26 protein-coding genes are annotated in these 23,605 nt (G+C 64.3%); 12 read left to right on the forward strand and 14 right to left on the reverse strand.

Features of this window, described 5'->3' with window-relative positions; all coding sequences use genetic code 11:
* Entirely contained in the window at positions 1 to 612 is a 612-nt protein-coding gene (locus JG747_RS11670; RefSeq protein WP_038649140.1) for a thymidine kinase, read from the reverse strand.
* A 257-nt stretch (positions 613 to 869) separates the two neighbouring features.
* Between JG747_RS11670 and JG747_RS11675 the strand changes: the two genes are divergently transcribed.
* From JG747_RS11675 to choV, 3 genes are all read left to right on the forward strand, one after another.
* Positions 870 to 1,805, forward strand: coding sequence for a choline ABC transporter substrate-binding protein (locus tag JG747_RS11675; RefSeq protein WP_020629012.1), 936 nt, complete (start codon positions 870 to 872; stop codon positions 1,803 to 1,805).
* Between the two features lie 137 nt (positions 1,806 to 1,942).
* Complete coding sequence (choW, locus tag JG747_RS11680) at positions 1,943 to 2,797, forward strand: choline ABC transporter permease subunit (RefSeq protein WP_019860705.1); 855 nt, start codon at positions 1,943 to 1,945, stop codon at positions 2,795 to 2,797.
* Positions 2,794 to 3,975, forward strand: coding sequence for a choline ABC transporter ATP-binding protein (choV, locus tag JG747_RS11685; RefSeq protein ID WP_019860704.1), 1,182 nt, complete (start codon positions 2,794 to 2,796; stop codon positions 3,973 to 3,975). The genes choW and choV overlap by 4 nt, the downstream gene beginning before the upstream one ends.
* Before the next feature lie 6 nt (positions 3,976 to 3,981).
* Here the strand turns inward: choV and JG747_RS11690 are convergent, their stop codons facing one another.
* Both JG747_RS11690 and JG747_RS11695 read right to left on the reverse strand, forming a co-directional pair.
* Entirely contained in the window at positions 3,982 to 5,391 is a 1,410-nt protein-coding gene (locus JG747_RS11690) for an ATP-binding protein (protein WP_019860702.1), read from the reverse strand.
* Positions 5,388 to 6,104: a response regulator gene (locus JG747_RS11695; RefSeq protein WP_064981642.1), complete on the reverse strand. Its 717-nt coding sequence runs from the start codon at positions 6,102 to 6,104 to the stop codon at positions 5,388 to 5,390. Before JG747_RS11695 ends, JG747_RS11690 begins: the two co-directional genes overlap by 4 nt.
* A 343-nt stretch (positions 6,105 to 6,447) precedes the next feature.
* Here JG747_RS11695 and JG747_RS11700 point away from each other — a divergent pair, with 343 nt between their 5' ends.
* From JG747_RS11700 to clpS, 4 genes are all read left to right on the forward strand, one after another.
* Entirely contained in the window at positions 6,448 to 6,747 is a 300-nt protein-coding gene (locus tag JG747_RS11700) for a hypothetical protein (RefSeq protein ID WP_019860700.1), read from the forward strand.
* 36 nt (positions 6,748 to 6,783) lie between these two features.
* Positions 6,784 to 7,038: a hypothetical protein gene (locus JG747_RS11705; protein WP_019860699.1), complete on the forward strand. Its 255-nt coding sequence runs from the start codon at positions 6,784 to 6,786 to the stop codon at positions 7,036 to 7,038.
* Between the two features lie 162 nt (positions 7,039 to 7,200).
* Positions 7,201 to 7,515: a hypothetical protein gene (locus tag JG747_RS11710; RefSeq protein WP_032920723.1), complete on the forward strand. Its 315-nt coding sequence runs from the start codon at positions 7,201 to 7,203 to the stop codon at positions 7,513 to 7,515.
* Positions 7,516 to 7,653: 138 nt separating this feature from the next.
* Positions 7,654 to 7,959, forward strand: a complete 306-nt coding sequence (gene clpS, locus JG747_RS11715) for an ATP-dependent Clp protease adapter ClpS (RefSeq protein WP_010911143.1) — start codon at positions 7,654 to 7,656, stop codon at positions 7,957 to 7,959.
* A gap of 177 nt (positions 7,960 to 8,136) precedes the next feature.
* Here the strand turns inward: clpS and JG747_RS11720 are convergent, their stop codons facing one another.
* From JG747_RS11720 to JG747_RS11735, 4 genes are read right to left on the reverse strand one after another with little or no spacing between them, the layout of a single operon-like run.
* Positions 8,137 to 10,215, reverse strand: coding sequence for a hypothetical protein (locus tag JG747_RS11720; protein WP_202361827.1), 2,079 nt, complete (start codon positions 10,213 to 10,215; stop codon positions 8,137 to 8,139).
* 3 nt (positions 10,216 to 10,218) lie between these two features.
* Positions 10,219 to 13,038 (reverse strand): DUF4159 domain-containing protein, encoded by a 2,820-nt coding sequence (locus JG747_RS11725; RefSeq protein WP_064980613.1) that lies wholly within the window; start codon positions 13,036 to 13,038, stop codon positions 10,219 to 10,221.
* A complete protein-coding gene (locus JG747_RS11730) occupies positions 13,035 to 14,012 on the reverse strand; it encodes a DUF58 domain-containing protein (RefSeq protein WP_038649130.1) in 978 nt (325 codons plus the stop codon). Before JG747_RS11730 ends, JG747_RS11725 begins: the two co-directional genes overlap by 4 nt.
* On the reverse strand, positions 14,012 to 15,016 hold the full coding sequence (locus JG747_RS11735) for an AAA family ATPase (protein WP_019860694.1): 1,005 nt from the start codon (positions 15,014 to 15,016) through the stop codon (positions 14,012 to 14,014). Before JG747_RS11735 ends, JG747_RS11730 begins: the two co-directional genes overlap by 1 nt.
* Before the next feature lie 141 nt (positions 15,017 to 15,157).
* Here JG747_RS11735 and JG747_RS11740 point away from each other — a divergent pair, with 141 nt between their 5' ends.
* Genes JG747_RS11740 through JG747_RS11750 form a run of 3 tightly spaced genes read left to right on the forward strand, consistent with a single transcriptional unit; the run spans position 15,158 to position 17,678 of the window.
* On the forward strand, positions 15,158 to 15,787 hold the full coding sequence (locus tag JG747_RS11740) for a DUF1285 domain-containing protein (protein WP_064980612.1): 630 nt from the start codon (positions 15,158 to 15,160) through the stop codon (positions 15,785 to 15,787).
* Positions 15,787 to 16,419, forward strand: coding sequence for a CoA pyrophosphatase (locus tag JG747_RS11745; RefSeq protein WP_038653270.1), 633 nt, complete (start codon positions 15,787 to 15,789; stop codon positions 16,417 to 16,419). Before JG747_RS11740 ends, JG747_RS11745 begins: the two co-directional genes overlap by 1 nt.
* Entirely contained in the window at positions 16,416 to 17,678 is a 1,263-nt protein-coding gene (locus JG747_RS11750) for a CCA tRNA nucleotidyltransferase (RefSeq protein ID WP_202361828.1), read from the forward strand. The genes JG747_RS11745 and JG747_RS11750 overlap by 4 nt, the downstream gene beginning before the upstream one ends.
* A gap of 80 nt (positions 17,679 to 17,758) precedes the next feature.
* On the opposite strand, the gene JG747_RS11755 is transcribed toward JG747_RS11750, so the two are convergent.
* From JG747_RS11755 to hemF, 4 genes are all read right to left on the reverse strand, one after another.
* Positions 17,759 to 18,739 carry a S8 family serine peptidase gene (locus tag JG747_RS11755; protein WP_202361829.1) on the reverse strand — a complete coding sequence of 327 codons (981 nt, stop codon included), beginning with the start codon at positions 18,737 to 18,739 and terminating at the stop codon, positions 17,759 to 17,761.
* Positions 18,740 to 18,825: 86 nt separating this feature from the next.
* A complete protein-coding gene (locus JG747_RS11760) occupies positions 18,826 to 19,404 on the reverse strand; it encodes a hypothetical protein (protein ID WP_064980610.1) in 579 nt (192 codons plus the stop codon).
* Between the two features lie 260 nt (positions 19,405 to 19,664).
* Positions 19,665 to 19,850 carry a DUF1059 domain-containing protein gene (locus tag JG747_RS11765; protein ID WP_027047304.1) on the reverse strand — a complete coding sequence of 62 codons (186 nt, stop codon included), beginning with the start codon at positions 19,848 to 19,850 and terminating at the stop codon, positions 19,665 to 19,667.
* Between the two features lie 192 nt (positions 19,851 to 20,042).
* A complete protein-coding gene (gene hemF / locus JG747_RS11770) occupies positions 20,043 to 20,957 on the reverse strand; it encodes an oxygen-dependent coproporphyrinogen oxidase (protein ID WP_019860687.1) in 915 nt (304 codons plus the stop codon).
* Positions 20,958 to 21,128: 171 nt separating this feature from the next.
* Between hemF and JG747_RS11775 the strand changes: the two genes are divergently transcribed.
* Positions 21,129 to 21,386, forward strand: coding sequence for a hypothetical protein (locus JG747_RS11775; protein ID WP_023770299.1), 258 nt, complete (start codon positions 21,129 to 21,131; stop codon positions 21,384 to 21,386).
* Here the strand turns inward: JG747_RS11775 and JG747_RS11780 are convergent.
* The 3 genes from JG747_RS11780 to JG747_RS11790 all read right to left on the reverse strand — a co-directional run bounded on the left by JG747_RS11780 (position 21,383) and on the right by JG747_RS11790 (position 22,692).
* Positions 21,383 to 21,592: a hypothetical protein gene (locus JG747_RS11780; RefSeq protein ID WP_019860686.1), complete on the reverse strand. Its 210-nt coding sequence runs from the start codon at positions 21,590 to 21,592 to the stop codon at positions 21,383 to 21,385. The genes JG747_RS11775 and JG747_RS11780 overlap by 4 nt on opposite strands.
* A 43-nt stretch (positions 21,593 to 21,635) precedes the next feature.
* On the reverse strand, positions 21,636 to 22,079 hold the full coding sequence (gene soxR / locus JG747_RS11785) for a redox-sensitive transcriptional activator SoxR (RefSeq protein WP_019860684.1): 444 nt from the start codon (positions 22,077 to 22,079) through the stop codon (positions 21,636 to 21,638).
* A 154-nt stretch (positions 22,080 to 22,233) separates the two neighbouring features.
* Positions 22,234 to 22,692, reverse strand: a complete 459-nt coding sequence (locus tag JG747_RS11790; RefSeq protein ID WP_019860682.1) for a tRNA (cytidine(34)-2'-O)-methyltransferase — start codon at positions 22,690 to 22,692, stop codon at positions 22,234 to 22,236.
* A 491-nt stretch (positions 22,693 to 23,183) separates the two neighbouring features.
* On the opposite strand from JG747_RS11790, the gene JG747_RS11795 reads away from it, so the two are divergent.
* Positions 23,184 to 23,579 (forward strand): hypothetical protein, encoded by a 396-nt coding sequence (locus tag JG747_RS11795; protein WP_080643980.1) that lies wholly within the window; start codon positions 23,184 to 23,186, stop codon positions 23,577 to 23,579.
* Positions 23,580 to 23,605: the final 26 nt, after the last annotated feature.

Genomic DNA, 23,605 nt, shown 5'->3' on the forward strand with positions numbered 1-23,605 from the left:
TCAGGATTTCATGAAGCCGATGAAATCGTCGGGCGCGGCGCGGCCCATTTCTTCTTCCCAGTGACGGCGGCAGAGCGAGACATAGACATCCTTGCCGATCGCCACCTGTTCGCCCCGGTGGGCCACCTTGCCGTCCGGGCCGAGGCGCACGACCATCGTGGCCTTGCGGCCGCAGCGGCAAATGGTGCGCACCTCGCGCAGATCATCGGCGATCGCCAGCAGCGCGCGCGAGCCGGAAAACAGCTTGCCCTGAAAATCGGTGCGCAGGCCGTAGCACATGACCGGGATGTTCAACCGGTCGGCGATGCGGGCCAATTGCCAGACCTGCTCTTCCTCGAGGAACTGCGCCTCATCGACGAAGACGCAGTGCACGGTCGTATGGTCGTGATGTTCGGCGACGCGGGCGAACAGGTCGTCGCCGTCGCGGAACATCTCGGCTTCCGTCTCCAGCCCGATGCGCGACGAGATCAGGCCGCTGTCGCCCTTGCGGTAATGGCCGGCGACGAACAGCATCGTCGTCATGCCGCGTTCGCGATAATTATACGAGGCCTGCAAGAGCATCGTCGTCTTGCCGGCATTCATCGTCGCGTAGTTGAAGTAGAGCTTGGCCATGCCGCTCTTTTAAGCCGACTTGGCCCAAAGCGGGGAGGGGTCGCTGGCGCATTCCCCTGAAAAAGCCGGCTCGCCGCTGAAAAAGATAAGCGGCGTGACAAAAGCGTCAGCCGTGTCGCTGATTGGCCAGTCCGCGCCGTTGATCGTGATTGCCTTAACGCTTGAAACTACACCAGAATGGTGTTTGGCTGACGAAACAAGGCGGGCAGAGAAACCGTTTCCACGCTTCGCCAAAGAATCACAATGGGAGACTGTCTATGTCGCGTATGAATTCCTTCGTCGCCGGCCTCGGCCTGGCGGCTTTGTTGTCCACGAGCGCCGCCTTCGCCGGTGACGCCGAAAGCTGCAAGACCGTGCGTCTTTCCGATGTCGGCTGGACCGACATTCAGGCGACCACCGGTCTCGCTTCGGTGCTGCTCACCGCGCTCGGCTACGAGCCGAAGGTGATCCAGCTGTCGGTGCCGGTGACCATGGCTTCCCTGAAGAACAAGGACCTTGACGTCTTCCTCGGCAACTGGATGCCGTCGATGACCAACGACATCAAGGATTACACCGCCGATGGCTCGGTCGAGACCATCAGCACGAACCTGACCGGCGCCGGCTACGGCATCGTCGTGCCGACCTATGTCGCGGACGCCGGCGTCAAGTCGCTGACCGACCTTGGCAAGTTCAAGGACAAGTTCAACGGCAAGATCTACGGCATCGAAGCCGGCAATGACGGCAACCGCATCATCCTCGACATGATCAAGAACCCGAAGGACAATCTCGAGGGCTTCGAGCTGGTCGAATCCTCGGAGGCTGGCATGCTGACGCAGGCCGAGCAGTCGATGAAGAACAATGAGTGGATCGCCTTCCTCGGCTGGACGCCGCATCCGGTGATGGGCGCCATGAAGATCACCTATCTCGACGGCATGGGCGATAGCGGTTTCGGCGCGGCCACCGTGTTCACCAATGTGCGCAAGGGCTACACCACCGAGTGCCCGAATGCGGGCAAGTTCATCGCCAACCTGAAGTTCAATCTGGACATGGAAGGCCAGATGATGGACGCGATCCTCAAGGGCGGTGACGCCCAGACGGTCGCCACCGACTGGCTGAAGAAGAACCCGGACGCGGTCAAGCCATGGATCGCCGGCGTGACCACCTTCGACGGCGGTGACGCCGCGGCGGCGGTCAAGACAGCGCTCGGAAGCTGAGCCGACTTCGCATCCGGCATGACCGGATGAAGATGGGCAGCCGTTTGACAAAGGGCTGCCCTTTTTCACATCCTGTGACAAGATGACGTTGCGACAGCGCGGGGCCGAAGGCAGAGCCCTGGTGGAAGAGGGGTGAGATGGATCCGATTTCCAAATTCATGGTCGATCACAAGATCCCGATCGGCGCCTGGGGAAAGTCCTTTTTCGGGTTCCTGACCGATAATTTCGACACCATCTTCAGAGCCTTCTCCAACGGTCTGAATTTCATTCTCGACGGGCTGGTCGACCTCCTGCTGATGGTGCCGCCGGTGCTGCTGGCGCTGGTTATCGCTGTCATTGCCTGGTTGCTGCAGCGCTCGCGGCCACTCGCCATCGGCGTCTTCCTCGGCCTGATCTTCATCATCAACCAGAACCTGTGGAAGCAGACCGTGCAGACGCTGGTGCTGGTCGTCGCCGCCGCAGCCATGGCCATGGCCATCGGCGTGCCGCTCGGCATCTGGGCGGCGCACAAGCCGAAGGTCTACCGCATCATGCTGCCGGTGCTCGATCTGATGCAGACGCTGCCGACCTTCGTCTACCTGATTCCGGTCTTGACCCTGTTCGGCCTTGGTAACGCGCCCGGCCTCATCGTCACCATCATCTTCGTCATCCCGACCGCGGTCAGGCTCACGCATCTGGGCGTCGTCTCGGTGCCGAAGTCGATCATCGAGGCCGGCGAGGCGTTCGGCGCCACCAAGAGCCAGCTGTTGTGGAAGGTGGAACTGCCATCGGCGTTGCCCACCATCATGGCGGGTCTGACGCAGTCGATCATGCTGTCGCTGTCGATGGTAGTGTTCGCGGCCCTCATCGGCGCCGGTGGGCTGGGCACGGAGATCAACCGCGCGCTCGGCTCGCGCCGCATCGATCTCGGGCTTGAGGCGGGCCTCGCCATCGTCGTGCTGGCCATCGTGCTCGACCGAATGACCCGCATTGGCGTTGGAGGCAAGAAATGACCGTCGCCGTCGATTTCAAGAACGTCGATATCGTCTTCGGCGCCGACCAGGCCGGTTCGCTTGCGATGATCGACAAGGGCGCTACACGCGCCGAAATCCTGGAGAAAACCGGCAATGTGCTGGGCTGCGCCGACGCCAGCCTTACCGTGCATGAAGGCGAGATCTCGGTGCTGATGGGCCTGTCGGGTTCCGGCAAGTCGACCCTGCTTAGGGCCGTCAACAGGCTCAATGTGGTGTCGCGCGGCCAGGTGCTGGTCAAGGACGGCGACAAGATTGTCGACGTCGTCACCTGCGACGAGCCGACCTTGCGGCGCTTGCGCCAGAAGCAGGTGGCGATGGTGTTCCAGCAATTCGGCCTGCTGCCGTGGCGGACGGTGGAGGAAAATGTCGGGCTCGGCCTCGAACTTGCCGGCGTGCCGGACGCCGAGCGCAAGGAGCGCGTGCACAAGCAGCTCAAGCTGGTCAATCTCGACCAGTGGTCGAAGAAATACGCGCACGAGCTGTCGGGCGGCATGCAGCAGCGCGTCGGCCTGGCGCGGGCCTTCGCCACCGAGGCGCCGATCCTGTTGATGGACGAGCCGTTCTCGGCGCTCGACCCGCTGATCCGCACCAAGCTACAGGACGAATTGCTGCAGCTGCAGGCCGAGCTGAAGAAAACCATCATCTTCGTCAGCCACGACCTGGAAGAGGCGCTGAAGATCGGCAGCCACATCACCATCATGGAGGGCGGGCGCATCGTCCAGACCGGCGCGCCGGAAGACATCGTGCTGCGACCCGCCAACGACTATGTCCGCGACTTCATCGCCAATGTGAATCCGCTCTCGGTGCTGACCGCCTGGAATGTGATGCGCGACCGCCGCGACCTCGAGCACGGCGACAATGGCTGGGTGTGGCTCGACCGGCGCAAGACGACGCGCTTCAAGATCGACGATCACGGCCTGGTGGCGGCGGCCGAACGCGACGGCAAGCCGGCGGTCTGGGTGTCCTGCGCCGACGTCGAGGCCCAGTCGGAGGAAGCTGCGCAAGTGTTCTGGGCCAATCCCGGCACGTCGCTGAAAACCGTGATGCTGGCCATGCACCGCTCGCAGACGGCACCCGTGGCGCTGTTCGACGACCAGTCGCGCTTCGTCGGCGCCATCGGCATCAGGGATGTGCTGAGCGCGGTGTTGAGAAGATAGAGCGGTTCAGGTCGCCTGCGGCAGGCGCAGCTCCGTTACCAGCCCACCGTCCGGATGATTGGACAGGCGGATCTCGCCGCCGGCGGCGCGCGCAATGTTGCGGGCGATGGTGAGTCCCAGGCCGAGGCCGCCGGTCTGGCGGTTGCGGGACTGTTCGAGGCGCACGAAGGAGCCGAAGACGGCATCGATCTGCGCCTGCGGTATGCCAGGCCCTTCGTCGCGGATGGTGAGCGTGATCGTGCCGTCCGAGCGGTGCAGGCTGAGATGCGCCTTCTTGCCGTAGGTGACGGCGTTCTGCACCAGATTGGTGACGCAGCGTTTGAGCGCCACCGGCCGCGCGATGCAGATCAGGCCGCGCGAACGGGTGTCGTCATTGTCGAACGAGACCTCCGGATAGGGGTCGGCGATCGATTCCACGAGCGACCAGAAGTCGATGCGCTCGGCCTTCTCCTCGTTCACCTCGAAAGTGGCGAAGTCGATCACGGAACTGGCGATGCTTTCGACATCGGCGAGATCATGGGCCAGCGCCTCGCGAACCGCCGATTTGCGCAACAGTTCGAGCCGCAGCCGCATGCGCGTCATCGGCGTGCGCAAATCATGCGCAAGCGCCGCGGCGAGATGTTCGCGGTCCTCGACATATTCGCGCAGCCTCTTCTGCATGGCGTTGATCGCCCTGGCGGCGGCCCGCACCTCGCGGCTGCCCGACTCGGCGATCGGCGGGCTTTTCAGGTCCTTGCCGATCCGGTTCACGGCGGTTTCCATCATCCGGTAGGGCGCGGTCAGCCGGCGCAGCGACCAGATCGACATGATCACCACCAGGCCGGCGATCAGCGAATAGAGCGGCAGGCTGTCGAAGCTCAGGATCGGGCCGACGGGCGTGATCGGCTCGGTGAAGTTCAGCCACTGGCCGTCGGCGAAGCGCAAGGAGGCCGTCAGCTTGTCGCTCTGGGCGAAATCGGCGGCGAGCACCAGAAGGTCGCGCTCGACCTGGCCGATATCGGGGCCGGATGCTGTGCCGCTGGCGTCGTCGGCCTCACGCGTTGCCGGATCGCGCCGCACGCGCGCATCGGTGATGCCGAACTTCGACAGCCGGCCGACGAGAATATCCTCGAGTTCGGCCAGTTCGTCATCACCGGCGATCGAGGAGGTGACGGCGGGCGTGTCCGAGACGGTAAGGGCGTAAGTCGAGTTGAACAGGCCCGCCGCGGTTGCCTTGCGCTCCTCGGGCGTGGCGCCGCTCATCAGCTGCACCAAGGAGAAGGCGCGGTCGTTGAGCCGGTAGAGGTCGACCACATCGTTGGCGGCGGCGCGGTCGCGCGAGACGATATAGAGGGTCGCGACCTGGCTGATGAGAAGGCCGGCAATGACGATCAGCAGCACCCAGACAGGCAAGGTCTGCGGCAGGAAACGTCTCATTCGGAGGTCGTCTCGGGCAGGAACTGGTAGCCGCCGCTGCGCACCGTCAGGATCAGTTTCGGCGTTTTCGGGTCATCTTCCATCTTGCGCCGCAGCCGGCTGACCAGGATGTCGATGCTGCGGTCGAAGGAATAGTCGCTGTCGCCGCCGGAAAGCTCGATGAGCTGGTCGCGGGTCAGCACGCGCTGGGCGCTCTTGACGAAGGTCTGCAGCAGGTTGAACTCGGCCATGGTCAGCTCGACCCTGACATCGTCGGGCGCCGTCAACCGGCGCCGCGAACAGTCCATCGTCCAGCCGGCGAAATGGTAGATCTGCTTGGTGGTGGTGCGTTTCGGTTCCGAAGTACCATTGCGCCGCAGCACGGCACGGATGCGCGCCAGAAGTTCGCGCGGATCGAAGGGCTTGGGCACATAATCGTCGGCGCCCATCTCCAGGCCGACGACGCGGTCGGTGGTCTCGGTGACGGCGGTCAGCATGATGATCGGCGTCGAGTACTGGGCGCGCAGGTCGCGGCACAGTTCCAGCCCGCTCTTGCCGGGCAACATCACGTCGAGCACGATGAGGTCCACCTGCGCGCGGCGCAGGACAGCCTCCATCTCGGTACCGTCGGCGGCAACCGAAGTGTGCAGGCCCCGCTTCTGGAAGAACTCCTGAAGCAGGTCGCGGATGCCCTTGTCGTCGTCGACGATCAGTATGTGTGCGTCGGATTTCACGAGGTGCCCTGTCTCGATTGCCGGCCAAGTCATTCCTGGCAGGTGAGCCACACGATAGAATTCGGGCCATATGTTGGCCAGTGCCTTGCTTTTCAAGGGAGAACGAATTCGGCCTTCTCCACATGGAAAGCGATGGCCGTGCTGAAGCTCTTTGTTTCCATGCGTGCGGTTCCAAAACCGGGACCGATTTGGACGATACGCATGGGGCGGGCGGGCCAGACACAATCCAGAAACAAAATTCTACAATTGGGAAAAACTCCTGAAAAGGTAGGGCGGCATAACGGAGCCGTGGCGGTCAGATTACCGGCTGCGACGCAAAATCTCCGGGTTCACGGAAAAACCGATGCCAAGCTTGTCGATCAGTTTGTTGGGTGCGTTGCTGGGCCTTGGCCTGGTCACTGCCGCTGTTGGACAATCGGACGCAAAGGCGCCGCTCACCCGGAGCGAACGGTGCGCCAATCTCAGCCACCAATTTGATGAAGCCCTCGAAACCCATGCCACGGCAACGCAGGTCACCGCGGCAAAGGCACTTCAGAGAAAGGGCAACCGGTACTGCGCCGCCAAGAAACAGGCACAGGGCATCCGGATGCTCGCCAACGCTTTGAAGCTGCTTGGAGTGACACCGAACGACCCGGTCCAGTGACACTCAACTTGACCCGCATAAAAAGGAAATGAAGCCATGAAGAAGTCCATCCTCTCCGCCACTGGTCTCGCCGTCGCTCTGGCTTTCGCGATGCCCGCTCTTGGCAACGCCGCTGCCACCACGACCGCTGCTCCGGCTGCTGCTGCCACCACGACCACCCCGGCCCCGGCTGCTGACGCCACCGCCAAGCCCCCGGTGAAGAAGGTCGTCAAGAAGGTCAAGCACAAGAAGGCTCCGGCCAAGAAGGTTGTGAAGAAGGCGACGGACAAGGCTGCTCCGAAGAAGCCCTGATCGGCTCCGAAGCCCGTTTCTATCAAGGCCGTTCCAGCCGTAGCCGGCTGGGGCGGCCTTCTGCCAGGCACCTGATCGAGCGGCTGAATACCGGTGGCTTGCAGCCGGCCACCTCGATCTGACTTAACCCGTTTTCAACGCCGGCCATGTAGGACAATCCGCATGAAGAAGCGGCTTTCGTCCATTTTGCGTTCGATGGTGATTGGCGGCCTGGTTGCCACCGGTGTCGCCAGGGTGCTGATTCTGCTCACCGCCAGCCCCGTGCCCGATCCTGCCAGTGGCCGCACCGAGCCCTCGCTGTTCGCGCCGATAATTTCCAGCAACTGGGACTACATCACACCTGTCCAGGCGTGGCTGCTGATCGTGTTGCTTGCCGTGACGCTGGTCTGCGTCGTCGGATGGCCGATCGCGGCCTGGATGGAACGCCGGGCGGATGCCGGTGCCAACCGCCGTATCTTCGGCCGCCAGGGCCGTTGAACCGCGCCCGACAATTTCCCACATGATTGTGAATACCGGGCCGGCCCACCGGCCGCCCGCATGCCAATCAAAATGGACGATCGCTGCCGCCCGTGGCAAAATACCGGGTAAAGCCCGATCGCGAAACTGTCGGTTCCGATGCCAGAAATCACCACAAAACCGCGAACCAAGGTCAAGCCGCAGACCGAGCGGCCGAAGCTCTACAAGGTCATCCTCATCAATGACGATTTCACGCCGCGGGAATTCGTCGTCACGGTGCTCAAGGGCGAGTTCAAGCTCAGCGAGGACCAAGCGCACCGCATCATGATCACCGCGCATCGGCGTGGCGTCTGCGTGGTCGCGGTCTTCACCAAGGATGTCGCCGAGACCAAGGCGACGCGTGCCACCGACGCCGGCAAGGCCAAGGGCTACCCGCTGCTGTTCACGACCGAGCCGGAGGAGTAGAGGAGTGGCGCCTCTTCCTTCTCCCCTTGTGGGAGAAGGTGGCCTCGCGAAGCGAGGTCGGATGAGGGGTGTTCCAGCGAACACCAACGCCTCACTCCGCTGTAACAGCCCTCAACCGTCTCGGCGCTGCGCGCCGATCCACCTTCTCCCACAAGGGGAGAAGGAAGAGGCCCTGCGCTACCGCCCCTCGCGGTACCACATCGAGCCCATGGCCAGGAGCAGCAGGCCGAGGCCGAGGAAGCCGCCGAACAGCGGCACGCGCGAGACGGCCTTCAAGACGCTATCGTCGGTGGTGCGCAGGCCGATCCAGTCGCTGCCGGAGGCATCGCCGGCCGAGCGCACCGGCACGATGGACGGCAGGGTCACGTCGCTGCCCAGCGCCGTCGATGACGCCAGCCGGCGCACGCTGCCGCCGGTGGCTTCCGCCGGTGGCTTCAGCCGGTTTTCGGTGGAGACGACGTCGGCGAATTCCGGCGCGTTGACCGGTCCGACATGGGCGAGCGCGGTGAGATCGCCATTAGCGACCTGGAAGAGGCCGATCTCATTGGTCTGGACGCTGCCGAGGAAAACGCCGGGCTCGGATTTGTCGAGCTTGACGGTCACTGTCTTGCCTGAGGGCGTGATGATCTGCGCGGAGCCTGGATCGTCGGCCATGGTCTGGCGGCGGATCTCCAGCACCATGCCGCGTCCCTCGGCGGTCAGCCGCTCTTCCTCGAGTTCGGGCTCCTTCATCAGCCAGTGGGCGATGCGCCTGTAGAGCTGGACATGCGGACCACCGCCCTCGAAGCCGCGCGCCCACAGCCAGCCCTGGTCGGACAGAAGCATGCCGACGCGGCCTTCGCCCTTGCGGTCGAGCAGCAGCAGGGGCCGGTTGTCGGCGCCCTTCATCACCACCTCGCCTTGCGGATTCTGCACGCCGATGGTGCGGAACCAGCGGCTCCAGTGCGGCGGCTCGGTGGCCGAACCATCGAGACCGCGCGTCACCGGGTGACGCTGGCCGAGGTCGGTCAGGCGCGGATAGAAGGCCTTTTCCACCACTTCGCCGGTGGGCATGGCCGGCAGCGCTGACATCAGCGGCGTGCGCGCGATCGAAGCCTCGCCGGCATATTCGGGGCCGGCGGCGATCAGCAGCGCGCCGCCCTTTTCGACATATTCGGAGATGTAGTCGTAGTAGAGGATCGGCAGCACGTCGCGGTGCTGGTAGCGGTCGAAGATGATGAGGTCGAAATCCTTGATCTTTTCGACGAACAGTTCGCGCGTCGGGAAGGCGATCAGCGATAATTCGTTGATCGGCGTGCCGTCCTGCTTTTCCGGCGGCCGCAGAATGGTGAAGTGGACGAGATCGACCGAGGCGTCGGATTTCAACAGATTGCGCCAGGTGCGCTCGCCCGCATGCGGTTCGCCCGAAACGAGCAGCACGCGCAAATTCTCGCGGATGCCGTCGACCAGCGCGATGGCGCGGTTGTTGGTGTCGGTCAGTTCTCCGGGTTCGCGGTCGATGGCGAGTTCGATGATGTTGCGACCGGCGCCGGGGATGGTCACCTGCAGCGGCATGGCCTGGCCGACGGTGGCATGTTCGACCGAGACCTGCTCGCCATTGACCGAGACGCGCACATCGACCGGGGCGGCTTCGTTTTCAGTCGTGATGACGCGGTAGGTCATGTCGAGCGGCTTGCCGACGATGCCGAAACGCGGCGCGTTCTCGAAGCGGATGCGGCGGTCCTTTTCGTGGTCGTTGCCGGTGATCAAGGCGTGCAGCGGCGCGTTGAAGTCGGGCGCACCCGGGGGCGCGTCATGCACCTCACCATCGGTGATCATGATGGCGCCGCCGATGCGCGACGGCGGCACGTCGCGGAAGGCGCCTTCCAGCGCGCCGAACAGCCGTGTTTCGGTACGCTCCTCGGCGGCATCGGACTTGCCGGCCTCGACGACGCGGACGTCGAACTGCTTGAAGCGGCCTAGACGCTGCTGCAGTCCGGCGAGCGCTTCATCGGTCTGCTTGGTACGGTCGCCGATGTCCTGGCTCTGGCTGCGGTCGACGATCAGCGCGACGACGCTCTTCAGCGGCTCGCGCTCCTCATTGAGGAACACCGGGTTGAACAGGGCGGCGGCCAGCGCCAGCAGGGCGACGAAGCGCAGGACACCGCCGCGCTGGCGGAACCACAAGCCGACAAGCGCCAGCAGCGCCAGCGGCACCAGCACGAGGGCCAGCAATGGCCATGAGATCAGCGGTTCGAAGGAGATCGACCAGTTCATTGGTTACTGCCCCAGCCGTTCGAGCAGAATGGGGACATGCACCTGGTCGGATTTGTAGTTGCCGGTCAGCATATACATCATGATGTTGACGCCGGCGCGCAGCGCGTAGACGCGCTGCATCGGGTCGGCTGGCACGGTCGGCAGCAGCGGGTCGCCATTCTCGTCGACCGCCCAGGCGCCGGCGAAATCATTGGCGGTGATCATGATCGGCGAGACGCCGTCGCCGGTGCGTACCGGCCGGTTGTCGGCGTTGCTGGCGTCGAGCGAGGCCTCGACCCAGAGCGGGCTGCCGGCGAAGCGGCCGGGGAACTCCGGCAGGATGAAGAAGGACTTGGTCAGCACGTGGTCCGACGGCACGGGCTCCAGCGGCGGCACGTTGAGGTTGGCGAGGATGTCGCGCAGCCGCTCTGTCGCCGGGCTGGTCGAATCTGCGCCGATGCCGTTGGCGAACTGGTCGCGCGTGTCGAACAGCACCGTGCCGCCCTGTTGCATATAGGCGTCGATGCGGGCGATCGCGGCCTGGCTCGGCATCGGGGCGGCCGGATCGATCGGCCAGTAGATCAGCGGATAGAAGGACAGTTCGTCCTTCGCAATGTCGACACCCGCAGGCGCGCCGGGTTCCAGCGCGGTCTTTTCGATCAGGAAGCGGGTCAGGCCCTCGAGCCCGGCGCGGCTTATCGAATCGTCGCCCGGCACGCCGGTCAGCACATAGGCGATGCGGGTCTTCGAAATCGCCGTGATGGCCGCCTCGTCGCCCGGCTTGGCATCGTCGGCGCGGGCGAAATCGGCATGGCCGAACAGCGCGCCAAGCGCGATCACGACCGCCGCGGTGGTGGCCACAGCGCCGGCACGGCGCCGCCGGCGCGAGAACAGCCCGCCCATCCAGAACACGGCCAGCGTGTCGAGCAGCATCAGCACCAGGGCTGATGTGACCAGCGAACCTTTCAGATTGCGGGATTCATCGAAGGCGTACTGGATTGATGTGACCGGAACAGTGAGTTGCGGGCGCGCCAGCGGCACGAACGTGCTTGCGGCGTCGAGCAGGTTGTGGGCGAAGACGCCGGTATCCGAGCCGTAAAGGCCGGGCGGGTTCTCGAAGGTCACCCGCGCGCCGGCGCTCGGCACCAGCGGCCGTGCATCCGGCGTCGGCGGCACCAGCGAGCCGTCGGCCGCGATCATGCGGTAGGGTGCCAGCGATGTGGCGGCGGCTTCGGCATTGGCGATCGCCGCGCCCTGGTTGCGCGACAGCTGCACGATGCGGCGCAGCATCTCGACGAAGCTGCCCGAGATCGGCAGGTTCGACCATGTCGCCTCGGGCGTGACGTGGAACAGCACCAGCGTGCCCTTGCCCTTCTTCAGCCCGGTGACCAGCGGCGTGCCGTCGGCAAGAGCGGCCCAGGTGCGCTCGACGATATCGGGCGTCGGTTCGGCCAGCACCTGCCTGCTCACGGTGACTTCAGTGGGCGGCGCCAGATCGGCGAAGGGACCGGCCTTGGGGAATTCGGTGACCGGCTGCGGCGAGGTCCAGGACAGCGCGCCACCGAGCGAACGCTCGCCGGTGCGCAGGCGAACCGGCAGCAGATCGTCGTCATTGCCGGCGGCGGCCAGCCGCGAGCCGGCGAAACGCACCAGCGTACCGCCATTGTCGACCCAGTCGACCAATCGCTGCCGGACCTGCGCCGGAATGGTGCCGATGTCGGCCATGATGATCATCGCCGGCTTCTGGTCGAGGATCTGCGGGATGGCGTCGGCGAGATCGGCGCTGGAGGGTTCGACCAGATCGGCGAAGGGCTGCAGCGCGCGCCTGATATAGTAGAGCGGTGACAGAAGCGGCTGCGCCTGGTCGGCCTCGGCCTGCGATAAGAGCCCGACGCGGCGGCGCTTGGAGCTTTCGTCGAGCACGCGCACCGCACCCGCCTGGCGTTCGCCGTCGAGGGCGATCGAAGCGAAGTCGTTGCGCAGCTCGAACGGCACCGCCATGGTGCCGGTGGCGGTGGCTTCGCCGGGCGTGAAGGTCAGCGTCGCATCGGCGATGCGGCGGCCCTTGTCGTCGAAGGCGCCGGCGGTGACCTGCGCCGGTGCCGGGTCACCCGGCGCGCGGATGGCGGTGAGCGCGAAACCGTCGACCTGGTTGTCCGCGCCGGTGAGGCCGGTCAGCGAAAGCCGGTCGGCCGTTGCCCAAACCACGCGTGCCGCATTCTTCGACAACAGCGTGTTGAAGGCGGCCTCGTCGCCCTTGGCCGCGAGGCCGTCGGCCAGCACGGCGACACTGGCGCCGGGCAAGGTCTGCAGCACGCCGGCGACGCGGGCATAGACGGCGGGCCGGTCGGTCGGGATCGGCCGCGGCTTGGCGGCGCGCAGCCGGTCGAGTGCGGCGGCGGCATCGAAGGGGCCGATCTCCGCATTGGCCTTTTCGGCGGTGAAGGCGATGATGACCGGCACGCCGTTCGAGCCGGCATCCTTGATGAGCCGCTCGGCGGTGGCGACGCGCTTGTTCCAGTCGGCGGCGCTCGCCCAGTCATTGTCGATGACCAGTGCAAGGGCTGCACCCTCGGCCGGCAGTTTTTCGCGCGGGTTGAAGACCGGCTCGGCCAGGGCCGCGACGATGAGGCCCGCCATCAGCAGCCTGAGCAGCGTCAGCCACCAGGGGCTTTGATGCGGCGTCTCCTCGCGCTTCAAGACGCGCGCCAGGATCTTCAGCGGCGGGAAGATCTCGGCCTGCGGCTTGGGCGGCGTCAGCCTGAGCAGCCACCAGATCACCGGCAGCGCCAGCAGGCCCCACAGCACCGTGGGAGCGCCAAAGGAGAGCGGCAGCCAGCTCATGCGCCAACCACCTTTCCAGGTTGACCGCCAGCGGCGGTCGGCCCGAATTGACCAGCGCGGCCGCCGGCGCTAGGCCCGGCATAACCCCCATCGGCGGTCATGGCCATGTGCAGGCGCACCAGCGCGTCGGACGCGAGCCGATCGGTGTGGTTGACGGTAAAACTCCAGCCGAGCCGCTTGCACCAGCCGGCCAGCTCCTGGCGGCGGGCGGTGTAGAGCAGGCGGTATTCGTCACCGAGCATTTCGGCGCGTCCGGCGGTCAGCTTTTCGCCGGTCTCGGGGTCGGTGAACTCGGTGCGGCCGGCATAGGGGAAGGTTTCCTCGGCCGGGTCGGCAACCTCGATCAGATGGGCTCGCACGCCATGGCGGGCGAGCACGTCGAGCCATTCCATCGTCTCCTCGACCGGGTCGAGGAAATCGCTGGCGATGACGATGTCGCAGAAGCGCCTGATGTCGGTGAGGTCAGGCTTCGCCGGCAAGTCGCCGGCATGCATCAGCTGGGCGGCGATGCGCTCGGCGCCGTTGCGGGCGGTGAACGGATCGGTCAGGCCCGGCCAGGCGATGCGCTCGCCGCTGCGCGACAACAATTCGGCCATGGCCAGCGCCAGCACCAGCGCGCGCGACTGCTTGGAGACGCTGGCGCCGGTCGATTTGTAGAGCATGGACGGCGAGGGGTCGGCCCACAGCCATACCGTATGGGCGGCTTCCCATTCGCGGTCGCGCACATAGGTGTGGTCGTCGCGCGCCGAGCGGCGCCAGTCGATGCGTGAGGAGTCGCCCTCGACATAGGGCCGGAACTGCCAGAAATTCTCGCCGATGCCTCGTTTGCGGCGGCCATGCCAGCCGGCGATCACGGTGTTGACGATGCGCCGCGCCTCGACCAGCAGGTCGGGCACCAGCGAAGCCCGCAACCGGCCACGGGCGAGCGCGTCGCGCGTCGCTGCCGGAGCCTGGACCTCGCCGATACGCGCCATCAAATCCCTTTCACGAGTTTCGCCACCACGTCACGTACGCTGGTGCCTTCGGCGCGGGCGGCGAAGGTCAGCGCCATGCGGTGCTGCAGCGCCGGCTCGGCCAGCGCCCGCACGTCGTCGACCGAGGGCGCCAGCCGCCCATCGTAGAGCGCGCGCGCCCTCGTGCACAGCATCAGCGCCTGGCTGGCGCGCGGGCCGGGACCCCAGGCGACATGCTTGTCGGTCTCGGCATTGCCTTGCCCGGGACGCGCCGAACGCACCAGAGTGAGGATCGCCTCGACGACGCTTTCGGGCACCGGCATGCGGCGGATGAGCGTCTGGATCTCCTTCAATCGCGCCGGCTGCAGCACGTTCTGCGCCTTGGCGTCCTCGATGCCTGTGGTTTCCAGGAGGATGCGGCGCTCGGCCTCGATTTCGGGGTAGAGGATATCGACCTGCATCAGGAAGCGGTCGAGCTGGGCTTCCGGCAACGGATAGGTGCCTTCCTGCTCCAGCGGGTTCTGCGTCGCCAGCACATGGAAGGGGGCGGGCAGGTCATAGCGGGCGCCGGCAATGGTGACGTGGTATTCCTGCATGGCCTGCAGCAGCGCCGACTGGGTGCGCGGCGAGGCGCGGTTGATCTCGTCAGCCATCAGCAGCTGGGCGAAGATCGGCCCGGGGATAAAGCGGAAGGAACGTTTGCCGGTCTCGTCCTGCTCCATCACCTCGGAACCGAGGATGTCGGACGGCATCAGGTCGGGCGTAAACTGGATGCGGCGCGAATCGAGGCCGAGCACGATTCCCAGCGTTTCGACCAGCTTGGTCTTGGCGAGGCCGGGAACACCGACCAGCAGCGCATGGCCACCGGCCAGCAGCGCCACGAGCGTCCGCTCGATAACACTCTCCTGGCCGAAGATCACCCGGCCGACCCCGTCGCGGATTCTGGAAATGTCGGCCAGCGCCTTTTCGGCCTCGGCGATCATATCCGTTTCGCTGATCGGGCTTTCCTTGACCATCACGCTCATTCGGCTCGATCCCTTTGGTTGGAAATACCGGCCCGCACCATATCATAGGTTGCCGCGATTCGGCCTCGCGTAGCGCCTATGGTCGAACTTAAATCACAGACTTAGGCTGACAAGCGGAACAACAGTGACTATTTCGTGACGATGACGGAACACGACGAACATCGCCAACAAAGCCTTACGCAGGCAACCGAGGCGCGCGGCCTGGAAGCGCTGATCTCGCGCGCGGCGCGTGCCGGCAAGGGTGCGGCGCCCGTCGAACGCTGGAATCCCGACTTTTGCGGCGATCTCGACATGGAGATCAAGGCCGACGGCACCTGGTTCTATCTCGGCACGCCGATCGGCCGCATGCCGCTGGTGCAGCTTTTTTCCTCGGTGCTGCGCAAGGACGCGGACGGAAGGACTTATCTGGTCACGCCTGTGGAAAAGGTCGGCATCCGCGTCGCCGATGCGCCGTTCATCGCCGTCGAAATGGATGTTTCGGGCAGTGGCGACGAACAGATCATCACCTTCCGCACCAATGTCGGCGACGTGGTCGAGGCGGGGCCGGAACGGCCGCTGCGTTTCATCGACGAGAACGAGACCGGGGGCCTGAAGCCCTATGTGTTGGTGCGCGGCAGGCTGGAAGCGCTGGTCGGGCGGCCTGTCATGTACGAGCTGGTCGGGCATGGCGAGGAGATCGAGATCGGCGGCAAGGCGATGTTTGCCGTGCGCTCAAAGGGCGCGGTGTTCCCGATCATGCCGGCGGACCAGTTGAAACGGCTCAGCGTATGATGGACCGCGTGTCACTGATGCCGTTTTCATCGGCGGATTTTCGCGCGCGCTTCGCCGCCCAGCCGGATGCCCATGCCGGCGACGATTATGGCGACCATCGCTTCAATCCGGGCCATCCGCGGCTGAACCCGGGCAAGCCGCTGCGCAATGCGGCGGTGCTGATCCCCGTGGTCGATCACGAAGACGAAGCGACGGTTTTGCTGACCAAGCGGGCCGAAAAGCTGCGCAACCATTCGGGGCAGGTGGCCTTTCCCGGAGGCACCATCGATGCGACCGATGCCAGCCCGGAGGCGGCGGCGCTGCGCGAAACCTTCGAGGAGATCGGCCTCGATCAGGACCGCATCGAGATCATCGGCCGCATGCCCGACTATGTCGCCGGCAGCGGCTATCGCATCGCGCCGGTGCTGGGCATCGTGCGGCCCGGCTTCCAGCTCGACTTGAATGCCGACGAGGTCGATGCCGCCTTCGAAGTGCCGCTGCGCTTTCTGATGGATCCGGTGAATCACAAGCGCGACAGCCGCATGTGGAACGATCTCGAATGGTTCTTCTACGACATGCCCTATGGCGACCGCCGCATCTGGGGCGTCACCGCCGGCATCATCCGCACGCTCTATGAAAGGCTCTATGCGTGAGTGTTTCGATCGCGGGCAGGGCCGACTGGCTTGCCGACAAGCATTTGCAGCGCCTGCTTGCCGCCCTGGCAGAAGGCGGCGAGGAGGCCCGTGTCGCCGGCGGCGCCGTGCGCAACACGCTGATGGGCCAGCCGGTCGCCGATGTCGACATCGCCACTACCTGTTTGCCGGAGGAAATCATCCGCCGCGCCGAGACGGAGGGTTTCAAGCCGGTGCCGACCGGTATCGAGCATGGTACCGTCACGGTGGTCGCCGGCGGTAAGCCCTATGAAATCACCACTTTGCGCGCCGATGTCGAGACCGACGGCCGCCGCGCCAAGGTGTCGTTCGGGCGCGACTGGAAACTCGATGCCGAGCGGCGCGACTTCACCATCAACGCCCTCTACGCGGACGCGGATGGCTCCGTCGTCGACCTGGTCGGCGGCATCGCCGATATCGAGGTGCGACGGCTGCGCTTCATCGGTGATGCGGAGGCACGCATCCGTGAGGATTATCTACGCATCCTGCGCTTTTTCCGCTTTTTCGCCTGGTATGGCGAAGGCCGGCCTGACGCCGAGGGGCTGAAGGCCTGCGCCCGGCTGAAGGATGGCCTGGCGCAACTTTCGGCGGAGCGCGTCTGGTCCGAGCTGAAGAAACTGCTTTCGGCGCCTGATCCGTCGCGGGCGCTGTTGTGGATGCGGCAGGCTGGCGTTTTGACCGCCGCGCTGCCGGAAAGCGAGAAATGGGGCATCGACGCCATCCACGGGCTGACCAAGGCCGAGAAGGATCTGGGCTGGGCGGCCGATCCGATGCTGCGGCTGGAGGCGATCGTGCCGCCGGATGCCGCGCGCATGAAGACACTGGCCGAGCGGCTGAGGTTTTCGACCGCGGAATCAGACCGTTTGCGCTACTGGGCGATCTCCACGACCGTTGAGCCGAAGACGACCGAGGGCGAACTGGCGAAAAGGCTCTATCGCGGCGACCGGCAAGGATTTGTCGACCGCCTGCGGCTGTCGCTTGCCGGAGCCCGGATGCGCGCTGTCGAGGACAATAATGCGCTGCTCGAGGCCGGCGGCTTTTCGCGCCTGCTGGCCTTCGCGCTCAAATGGGAAAAACCGGTGTTTCCGCTGAAAGGCGCCGACCTGACGGCGCTCGGCGCCACGCCGGGGCCTAAACTGGGCGAAATCCTCAAGAACCTCGAGACGGAATGGATCGAGGCGGGATTTGCCCCTGATCGCGGCGCGCTGCTCGAACGCGCCGCGAAGGCGCTTGAAGCTTAGACTTGATCCTGGCCGGACGACCGTGCCGAAAGAAAAGCCATAACCGAGGCGACGATTTGACCGGGCGAAGCGTCGCTTTCCTACCTGATCGCCGTGGGAGCCAGCGCGCGCGAAAGGCTTGCCTCGCCCTTGCCGTAGACGGAGGCGTTGTAGTTGACCAGCGTGTCGGTACGAGCCGTGTTGAGCAGATCGTTGGTGATCTGGATTGGCGTGGCGCTGGTGAATTTGCTGCCGATGATCGCCGCATATCCTGAAATGATCGGTGCGGCGAAGGAGGTGCCATAAAGGCCTGTCTTGCTTCCATCGACACCAACAACGAGGAAGTGGCTTTGCACCAGCGGATTGGAGCCGGCGGTGTTGGAATACCAGGCAAGCTGGGCCTTGCTGGACGTCGTGCCGTTGGTGGACAGGGCGCCGACGAAGATCGCGGATGGTTTTCCGATCAGGGCAAGGTCGAGATAGTCCTGCTGGCCGTTCGTGATCCCACCCACGGCAACCGAATCGTTGCCCGCGGCCTTCGAAACAACAGCCGTTCCCCTGGTGGCATAGGAGATGATGGAGGCCTCTTCCGGGGCCCAGCCGATCTGGTTCGAGCTGTAGCCCGCCCTGGCGTACATGCCGTAGCTCAGATTGAGCACGTTCAGGCCGGGCGCCAGGCCAACGGCCGAACCGGTTGAGAAGTCCTTCGACCTGATGGTCGCCAAGGGCGCGATCATGCCGGCTTCCTCACGCGTCCATTCACCGTGGCGCTGGGTTTGAACGCCGACACCGAAATTGCCGGAGAAGCGCGATGTGCTGGAGAAATCGTCGACGATCGTGATCGTGACGCCCTTGCCCTTGTATCCCGCCGCCCAAGCGGCGCCTACGTCGGGGCTCATCCACCGCTGCACTGTTGGCGTGCCCGCGGCCGGGATCGTTGCGCTCACGCATGTGGACAGGCCGCCGCCGTGGCACAGCGCGGCCATCTCGTCCGCATTGACCGCCTCCTGTGCCGACGCCATCGGCGCCGACAGGATGGCGAGAGCCGTGGCGATACCGAATTTCAGGCAACTCCGGGACATGCTCTTACTCCGTTCCGACAAGAACCAAGACGGGTGATCGCGAACTTCGGGGCGAGATGATTTTCTCATTTACATCCTCCCGGCGATCAGAAAGTAACACGGTAATTCAGCCAGATGTGCTGGCTCTCCGGTTTAGCGTTAACCAGATATTTCAAGGTTTCCTCAGGCGCCATCTGGCTGGCCGCGAGCCGGCAATTGACGCTGTAGGTGCCAAAATCACCGTAGTCGGCTTCGCAGGACTTTTCGGTGAGCTTGCCGCCGATGGTCGTGGTGAGTGAAAGGGAAAGGGTGCTGTTCGGGTTCGGATGCATCTGAGTGAGGAAGCCAAGCTTGAGGCTGGGCTCGATCCGATACTTCTCGCCCTGTTCGCCGGTCCCAAATCCCCAAAGGATGCCGGTATCCTCCGTGATCTGGGTGAGCAGGTCCACATGCATGTCGACCCAGCTTGCCCGGTACCATTGGTTGAATGAGACAAAGGTCCCGTTCTGCAGTTCGTAGCCGCCATTGCCCAGGCTTCTCGCGCGATCACTGAGCGGCGAGCCCTGATGTATGTCGACCAACGATGTCGTCATGTCCTGGGCAGCAGCCGGGGACGCCCCGATGAGCGCGCCCAGCAGGAACACCATCGTGCCGAACCTCACTCGACTGCCGGACTTTTCGCGCATGCGCGAAACACCTCGCCCCACTGATTCCGGACCAGTGCCTGGTGGCGAAGGGCTTCTCTGGCAGCCCACTGTAGCCGGATTATCCGACCGACAGTGGCACGGGTTCGGTTACCGCGTGGTTTATTTTAGCTGAGGCAAATATGATTTTTTGACCCTGCGGGGTCTGGCTCGCTCGGCGTCCGCGATGGCGCTTCCATTCAATCTCGAAGCGCCAACGCGGCTGTTTTTCCGTTGCCGACGGCTCCTGGCCAGGGCAAAGCCTAGGCGGCGTCGCGCACCTTCTCTATGCGCGAGCGGATCGCTTCGATCATAGTTTCGCGGATTGTCGTCTCGCCATGCGTCTCGCGCATATGCTCGACGGCACGGCGCATCACTTCGGCTTCCTCGTCGGCACGGGTGTGCCACTCACAGCCGGGAACAAGCGAGCCGCAGTGGAATTGCTTCATCGGATTTCTCCTTTTCCTCCAGGGAGCCGGTCGAGGCTCCGCCACTTTTTTGGCCCACGGTCCATTCCCGGACGTGGGCGGGGCGAGAACTATAACACGGGAGGGGCGGTCTGGTTGCATCAAAGCATCGCGCGCCACCCGCCCTGTCTCCTCGACTTGACGCGATTCCGGACGGAATTGCTCCGGCTGATCCTACGGCCAGCGCACCTCCGGCGGCAGGCTGGACAGGATCGAGGCGACGTTGCCGCCGGTCTTCAGGCCGAAGATGGTGCCGCGATCGTGAAGCAGGTTGAATTCGACATAGCGACCACGGCGGATGAGCTGTTCGTCGCGGTCGCCGTCTGTCCAGTTTTCGTTGAAATTGGCGCGCACGAGGTGGCCGTAGACGACGAGGAAGGAGCGTCCGACGTCCTGGACGAAGTTGAAGTCGGCGTTCCAGCCGCCCTTGTCCTCGCCAGAATGCAGCCAGTCGAAGAAAATCCCGCCAACGCCGCGCGGCTCGTTGCGGTGCGGCAGGAAGAAATACTCGTCGCACCAGGCCTTGAATTTCGGGTGGTCGGCAATGGCGGCGTTCTTCTCGCATGCGAACTGCATGGCGCGGTGGAAGGCGACAGTGTCGGGGTCGTCCTGGGTGCGGCGGCGGTCGAGCACCGGCGTCAGATCGGCGCCGCCACCGAACCATTGCCTCGAGGTGACCACCATGCGTGTGTTCATGTGCACGGCCGGAACGTTGGGGTTCCAGGGGTGCGCGATCAGCGAGATGCCGGAGGCCCAAAAACGCGGGTCTTCCTCGGCGCCGGGCATCTGCTTCCTGAATTCGGGCGAGAACTCGCCGTAAACGGTCGAAGTGTGGACGCCGACCTTCTCGAAGACACGGCCATGCATCATCGACATGGTGCCGCCGCCACCCTTGCCGGCATCACGTTCCCAGGGTGTCTTTTCAAAGCGGCCCGGCGACCATGAGGCGAGAGGGCCCTGGAGATCCTGCTCGATCTGCTCGAAAGCGCCGCAGATGCGTTCGCGCAGCGCCTCGAACCACAGGCGCGCCTTCATCTTCTTTTCTTCGATGTCGGCGGGCAGGCCTACCAGTATTTCAGGTCGTTCCAAAATGTCGTCTCCGGTTGCGGGGCGACCGCCCCTACAAATGACTCGTCTTTTGCCGGCGCGATCCCTAATCTCTTAGGGAACAGGGTCAAGTCACTTTGCTTTTGCGCATGATCCTTTCCGAAACTCGGATTCCGATTTTCGGGTCATGCGCCAGGCGCAGGGAGTTGTTTGGTGCGCACCCCGGCAAGACCGCCGCTGGATGGCCTGAAGAAAAGGCTCGATCAAAGCCGGGCTGAGCGCGCACGCATGCCGCGCGACGGTTTTCTGCGTGAGACCTTCGTCCTGCCGCGCTCCGATGCGCGGCTCAAGGCCAAGGAGTGGTTCGAGCGCTTTCCCAAGCAAGCCTACTGGACCGAGATCGAAAGCTGGTTCGAACGCCCGGGCGACCTGATCGAGTTCACGATCAGGCGGTTGCCGGCGGCGGACTAAAGAACGTCACGAGAAAATAGGTCGCGCAATTTTGGAGAATCCAGGATCAGGTTCTCGCCAAGTAGCTTGCCGAATTTTTCAAAGCCCATTTTCCGCGCCTCGTCGAAGCTCAAGGACGTAAAGAGCGTTGGCATGCCGCCGGAGTCCACCCGGTAGATCGTAATGAGTTGTGTCTCTTCTTCAGGTTGGATTAGATGTCCCAGCACTGACGGTTCCTTCCGTATCGCCTCATAGTCGCATTGCTTTCATTCAGGTTGCAACCAACCTTCTCGCCCCAGTGCCTTCCTTCGCCAGCCGGTCGCCCTTGTTCCTGAGCGGGCATTTGTCGATCGACATGCAGCCGCAGCCGATGCAGTCGGTCAGCCCGTCGCGCAGTTTCTTCAGCTGGGCGATCTTGTGGTCGAGCGCGTCGCGCCAGGCGGTCGAAAGCAATCCCCAGTCGTCGCGCGTCGGCGTGCGGCCTTCCGGCAGGGAGGCCAGTGCCTCGCCGATTTCGGCCAGCGAGATGCCGACCTCCTGCGCGACCTTGATGATTGCCACCCGCCGCAGCACGTCGCGGCCATAACGCCTCTGGTTGCCTGACGTGCGGTGGCTGCGGATCAGCCCGCGCGTCTCATAAAAATGCAGCGCCGACACCGCGACGCCGCTGCGCATGGCCACCTGGCCGACCGTCAATTCCGTTACCGGTGCCATTTCTCACTTTCCGCTTGACCTCAAGTTAAGTTGAGCTTGTAGCGAAGAAATGTTGATTGGGCAATGACAGGAGAAGGCGATGTGCGCCTGGGTGAGAATGACCGGAGAAACCGCTGTCGTCGGCGACGACGAGGCCATCGATGGGCCGCCGATCCTATCCGAGCTGCCGGACGGCTTCGCCCGCCACCATGGCGACGGACAGCGCGACATTGATGCTGCGCGCGCTGCCCTGCATGGGGATGGTCAGCCGCGCATCCGCCGTCTGATGGACAGGATCCGGCACGCCCGCGGATTCGCGGCCGAACAGAAGCATGTCGCCGTCGGCAAAGCTGAAGTTGGTGTAGGGGGTCGCCGCCTTGGTCGACAGAAGCACCAGCCGGCGCCCGTCCTTCTTGCGCCGGTCCTCGAAGGCGTTCCAGTCGACATGCCGGGTCAGGGCAGCCATTTCGAGGTAGTCCATGCCGGCGCGCTTGAGCGCCTTGTCGGAAAGCGGAAAGCCGGCCGGCTCGATGATGTCGACGCCAAGGCCGAGACAAGCGGCGAAGCGCAGGATTGTCCCGGTATTGCCGGCAATGTCCGGCTGGTAGAGCGCGATGCGGAGACGACAGTTCATTTCCGCATCCTTCTAATAAGTGGCAGATCGGCCACAGGAGTTTCCCGGTTTTGGAAATTCCTGGACCTGCGGGTGGCCATTTTCTGCGAAGTCGGGTATGTCAGTCGCATTGTCAACCCGAACCGATGGAGGGGACACTCATGATGACCATGCACATCCAGCGCCCCTCTCGTGGGCTTGTACGCCTGCCGGCGGCTTCGGTTCGACGATTCTCCTGACTCTCTAAGACTTGATCGCACCGATTCCCGCCGAAACGATTTTTCGGCTCTCGAAGGAATCCTGCGATGTTTTTCAAAAAGTCAAAAGGGCTGAACGCCCCACCTGAACATGTCCGGACCGACTCGTTCAGTCGCGTCCGGACCGACACTTGTCGTGTCCAGACCGATGCCGAGCGTCGGTTGCGGACCGAGGCAATCCGTGCCTCCGGCCGAATGCCGGCGGACGATGTTGCTTGGCCTTTTCATCTCTATTTTCATACGGAGGACGGACCGATGTTCGATCCCTACAGAATACCGGGCTCGAGGAGCCTGCATATCCACCGACTGCCGACCTGGGCACTGCTGATCGGCGAGACCCATTCGTCGGCGGTCCATGCCGAAGTCCGGCGCCGGCCGCATCGCGGCATGCTGCCGGATGTCGATTTCTCGCACGCTGTTCCGGACCCCAGCCGGCCTTCGCTGGTGCGCCGGATCATCCGGCTGATCCGGCCGGGCGCGAAAATCCGGCTTGTCGACACCGCGCCGTCAGGATCAGCAAACGAGCCTGTCGGCGAAAAGCCCGCGAACCCCTATATAGCGCGAAGCAGGGCCGACGGTCCGGATGATTCCGGACCGTCGGCCCTCGGCGCCACACGGTCCGAGGACTTCGTACGTTCACGCGCCGCGTAAGCGGAAAACAGATTTTCACAGGCATG

This window comes from Mesorhizobium sp. 131-3-5 (genome assembly GCF_016756575.1).
Classification (GTDB): Bacteria; Pseudomonadota; Alphaproteobacteria; order Rhizobiales; family Rhizobiaceae; genus Mesorhizobium; species Mesorhizobium jarvisii.

Coding starts and splice junctions, on each gene's coding strand:
- JG747_RS11735 (WP_019860694.1), bottom strand. CDS start 15,016: ATGAGCGTGATGGTCAAGGAAAGCCCGATCAGCGAAACGGATATGATC.
- JG747_RS11760 (WP_064980610.1), bottom strand. CDS start 19,404: ATGCGCGAAAAGTCCGGCAGTCGAGTGAGGTTCGGCACGATGGTGTTC.
- JG747_RS11745 (WP_038653270.1), top strand. CDS start 15,787: ATGGACCGCGTGTCACTGATGCCGTTTTCATCGGCGGATTTTCGCGCG.
- soxR (WP_019860684.1), bottom strand. CDS start 22,079: ATGGCACCGGTAACGGAATTGACGGTCGGCCAGGTGGCCATGCGCAGC.
- JG747_RS11730 (WP_038649130.1), bottom strand. CDS start 14,012: ATGGCGCGTATCGGCGAGGTCCAGGCTCCGGCAGCGACGCGCGACGCG.
- clpS (WP_010911143.1), top strand. CDS start 7,654: ATGCCAGAAATCACCACAAAACCGCGAACCAAGGTCAAGCCGCAGACC.
- JG747_RS11670 (WP_038649140.1), bottom strand. CDS start 612: ATGGCCAAGCTCTACTTCAACTACGCGACGATGAATGCCGGCAAGACG.
- JG747_RS11700 (WP_019860700.1), top strand. CDS start 6,448: ATGCCAAGCTTGTCGATCAGTTTGTTGGGTGCGTTGCTGGGCCTTGGC.
- JG747_RS11705 (WP_019860699.1), top strand. CDS start 6,784: ATGAAGAAGTCCATCCTCTCCGCCACTGGTCTCGCCGTCGCTCTGGCT.
- JG747_RS11710 (WP_032920723.1), top strand. CDS start 7,201: ATGAAGAAGCGGCTTTCGTCCATTTTGCGTTCGATGGTGATTGGCGGC.
- JG747_RS11790 (WP_019860682.1), bottom strand. CDS start 22,692: ATGAACTGTCGTCTCCGCATCGCGCTCTACCAGCCGGACATTGCCGGC.
- choW (WP_019860705.1), top strand. CDS start 1,943: ATGGATCCGATTTCCAAATTCATGGTCGATCACAAGATCCCGATCGGC.
- JG747_RS11740 (WP_064980612.1), top strand. CDS start 15,158: ATGACGGAACACGACGAACATCGCCAACAAAGCCTTACGCAGGCAACC.
- JG747_RS11675 (WP_020629012.1), top strand. CDS start 870: ATGTCGCGTATGAATTCCTTCGTCGCCGGCCTCGGCCTGGCGGCTTTG.
- JG747_RS11755 (WP_202361829.1), bottom strand. CDS start 18,739: ATGTCCCGGAGTTGCCTGAAATTCGGTATCGCCACGGCTCTCGCCATC.
- JG747_RS11795 (WP_080643980.1), top strand. CDS start 23,184: ATGTTCGATCCCTACAGAATACCGGGCTCGAGGAGCCTGCATATCCAC.
- choV (WP_019860704.1), top strand. CDS start 2,794: ATGACCGTCGCCGTCGATTTCAAGAACGTCGATATCGTCTTCGGCGCC.
- JG747_RS11765 (WP_027047304.1), bottom strand. CDS start 19,850: ATGAAGCAATTCCACTGCGGCTCGCTTGTTCCCGGCTGTGAGTGGCAC.
- JG747_RS11725 (WP_064980613.1), bottom strand. CDS start 13,038: ATGAGCTGGCTGCCGCTCTCCTTTGGCGCTCCCACGGTGCTGTGGGGC.
- JG747_RS11720 (WP_202361827.1), bottom strand. CDS start 10,215: ATGAACTGGTCGATCTCCTTCGAACCGCTGATCTCATGGCCATTGCTG.
- JG747_RS11690 (WP_019860702.1), bottom strand. CDS start 5,391: ATGAGACGTTTCCTGCCGCAGACCTTGCCTGTCTGGGTGCTGCTGATC.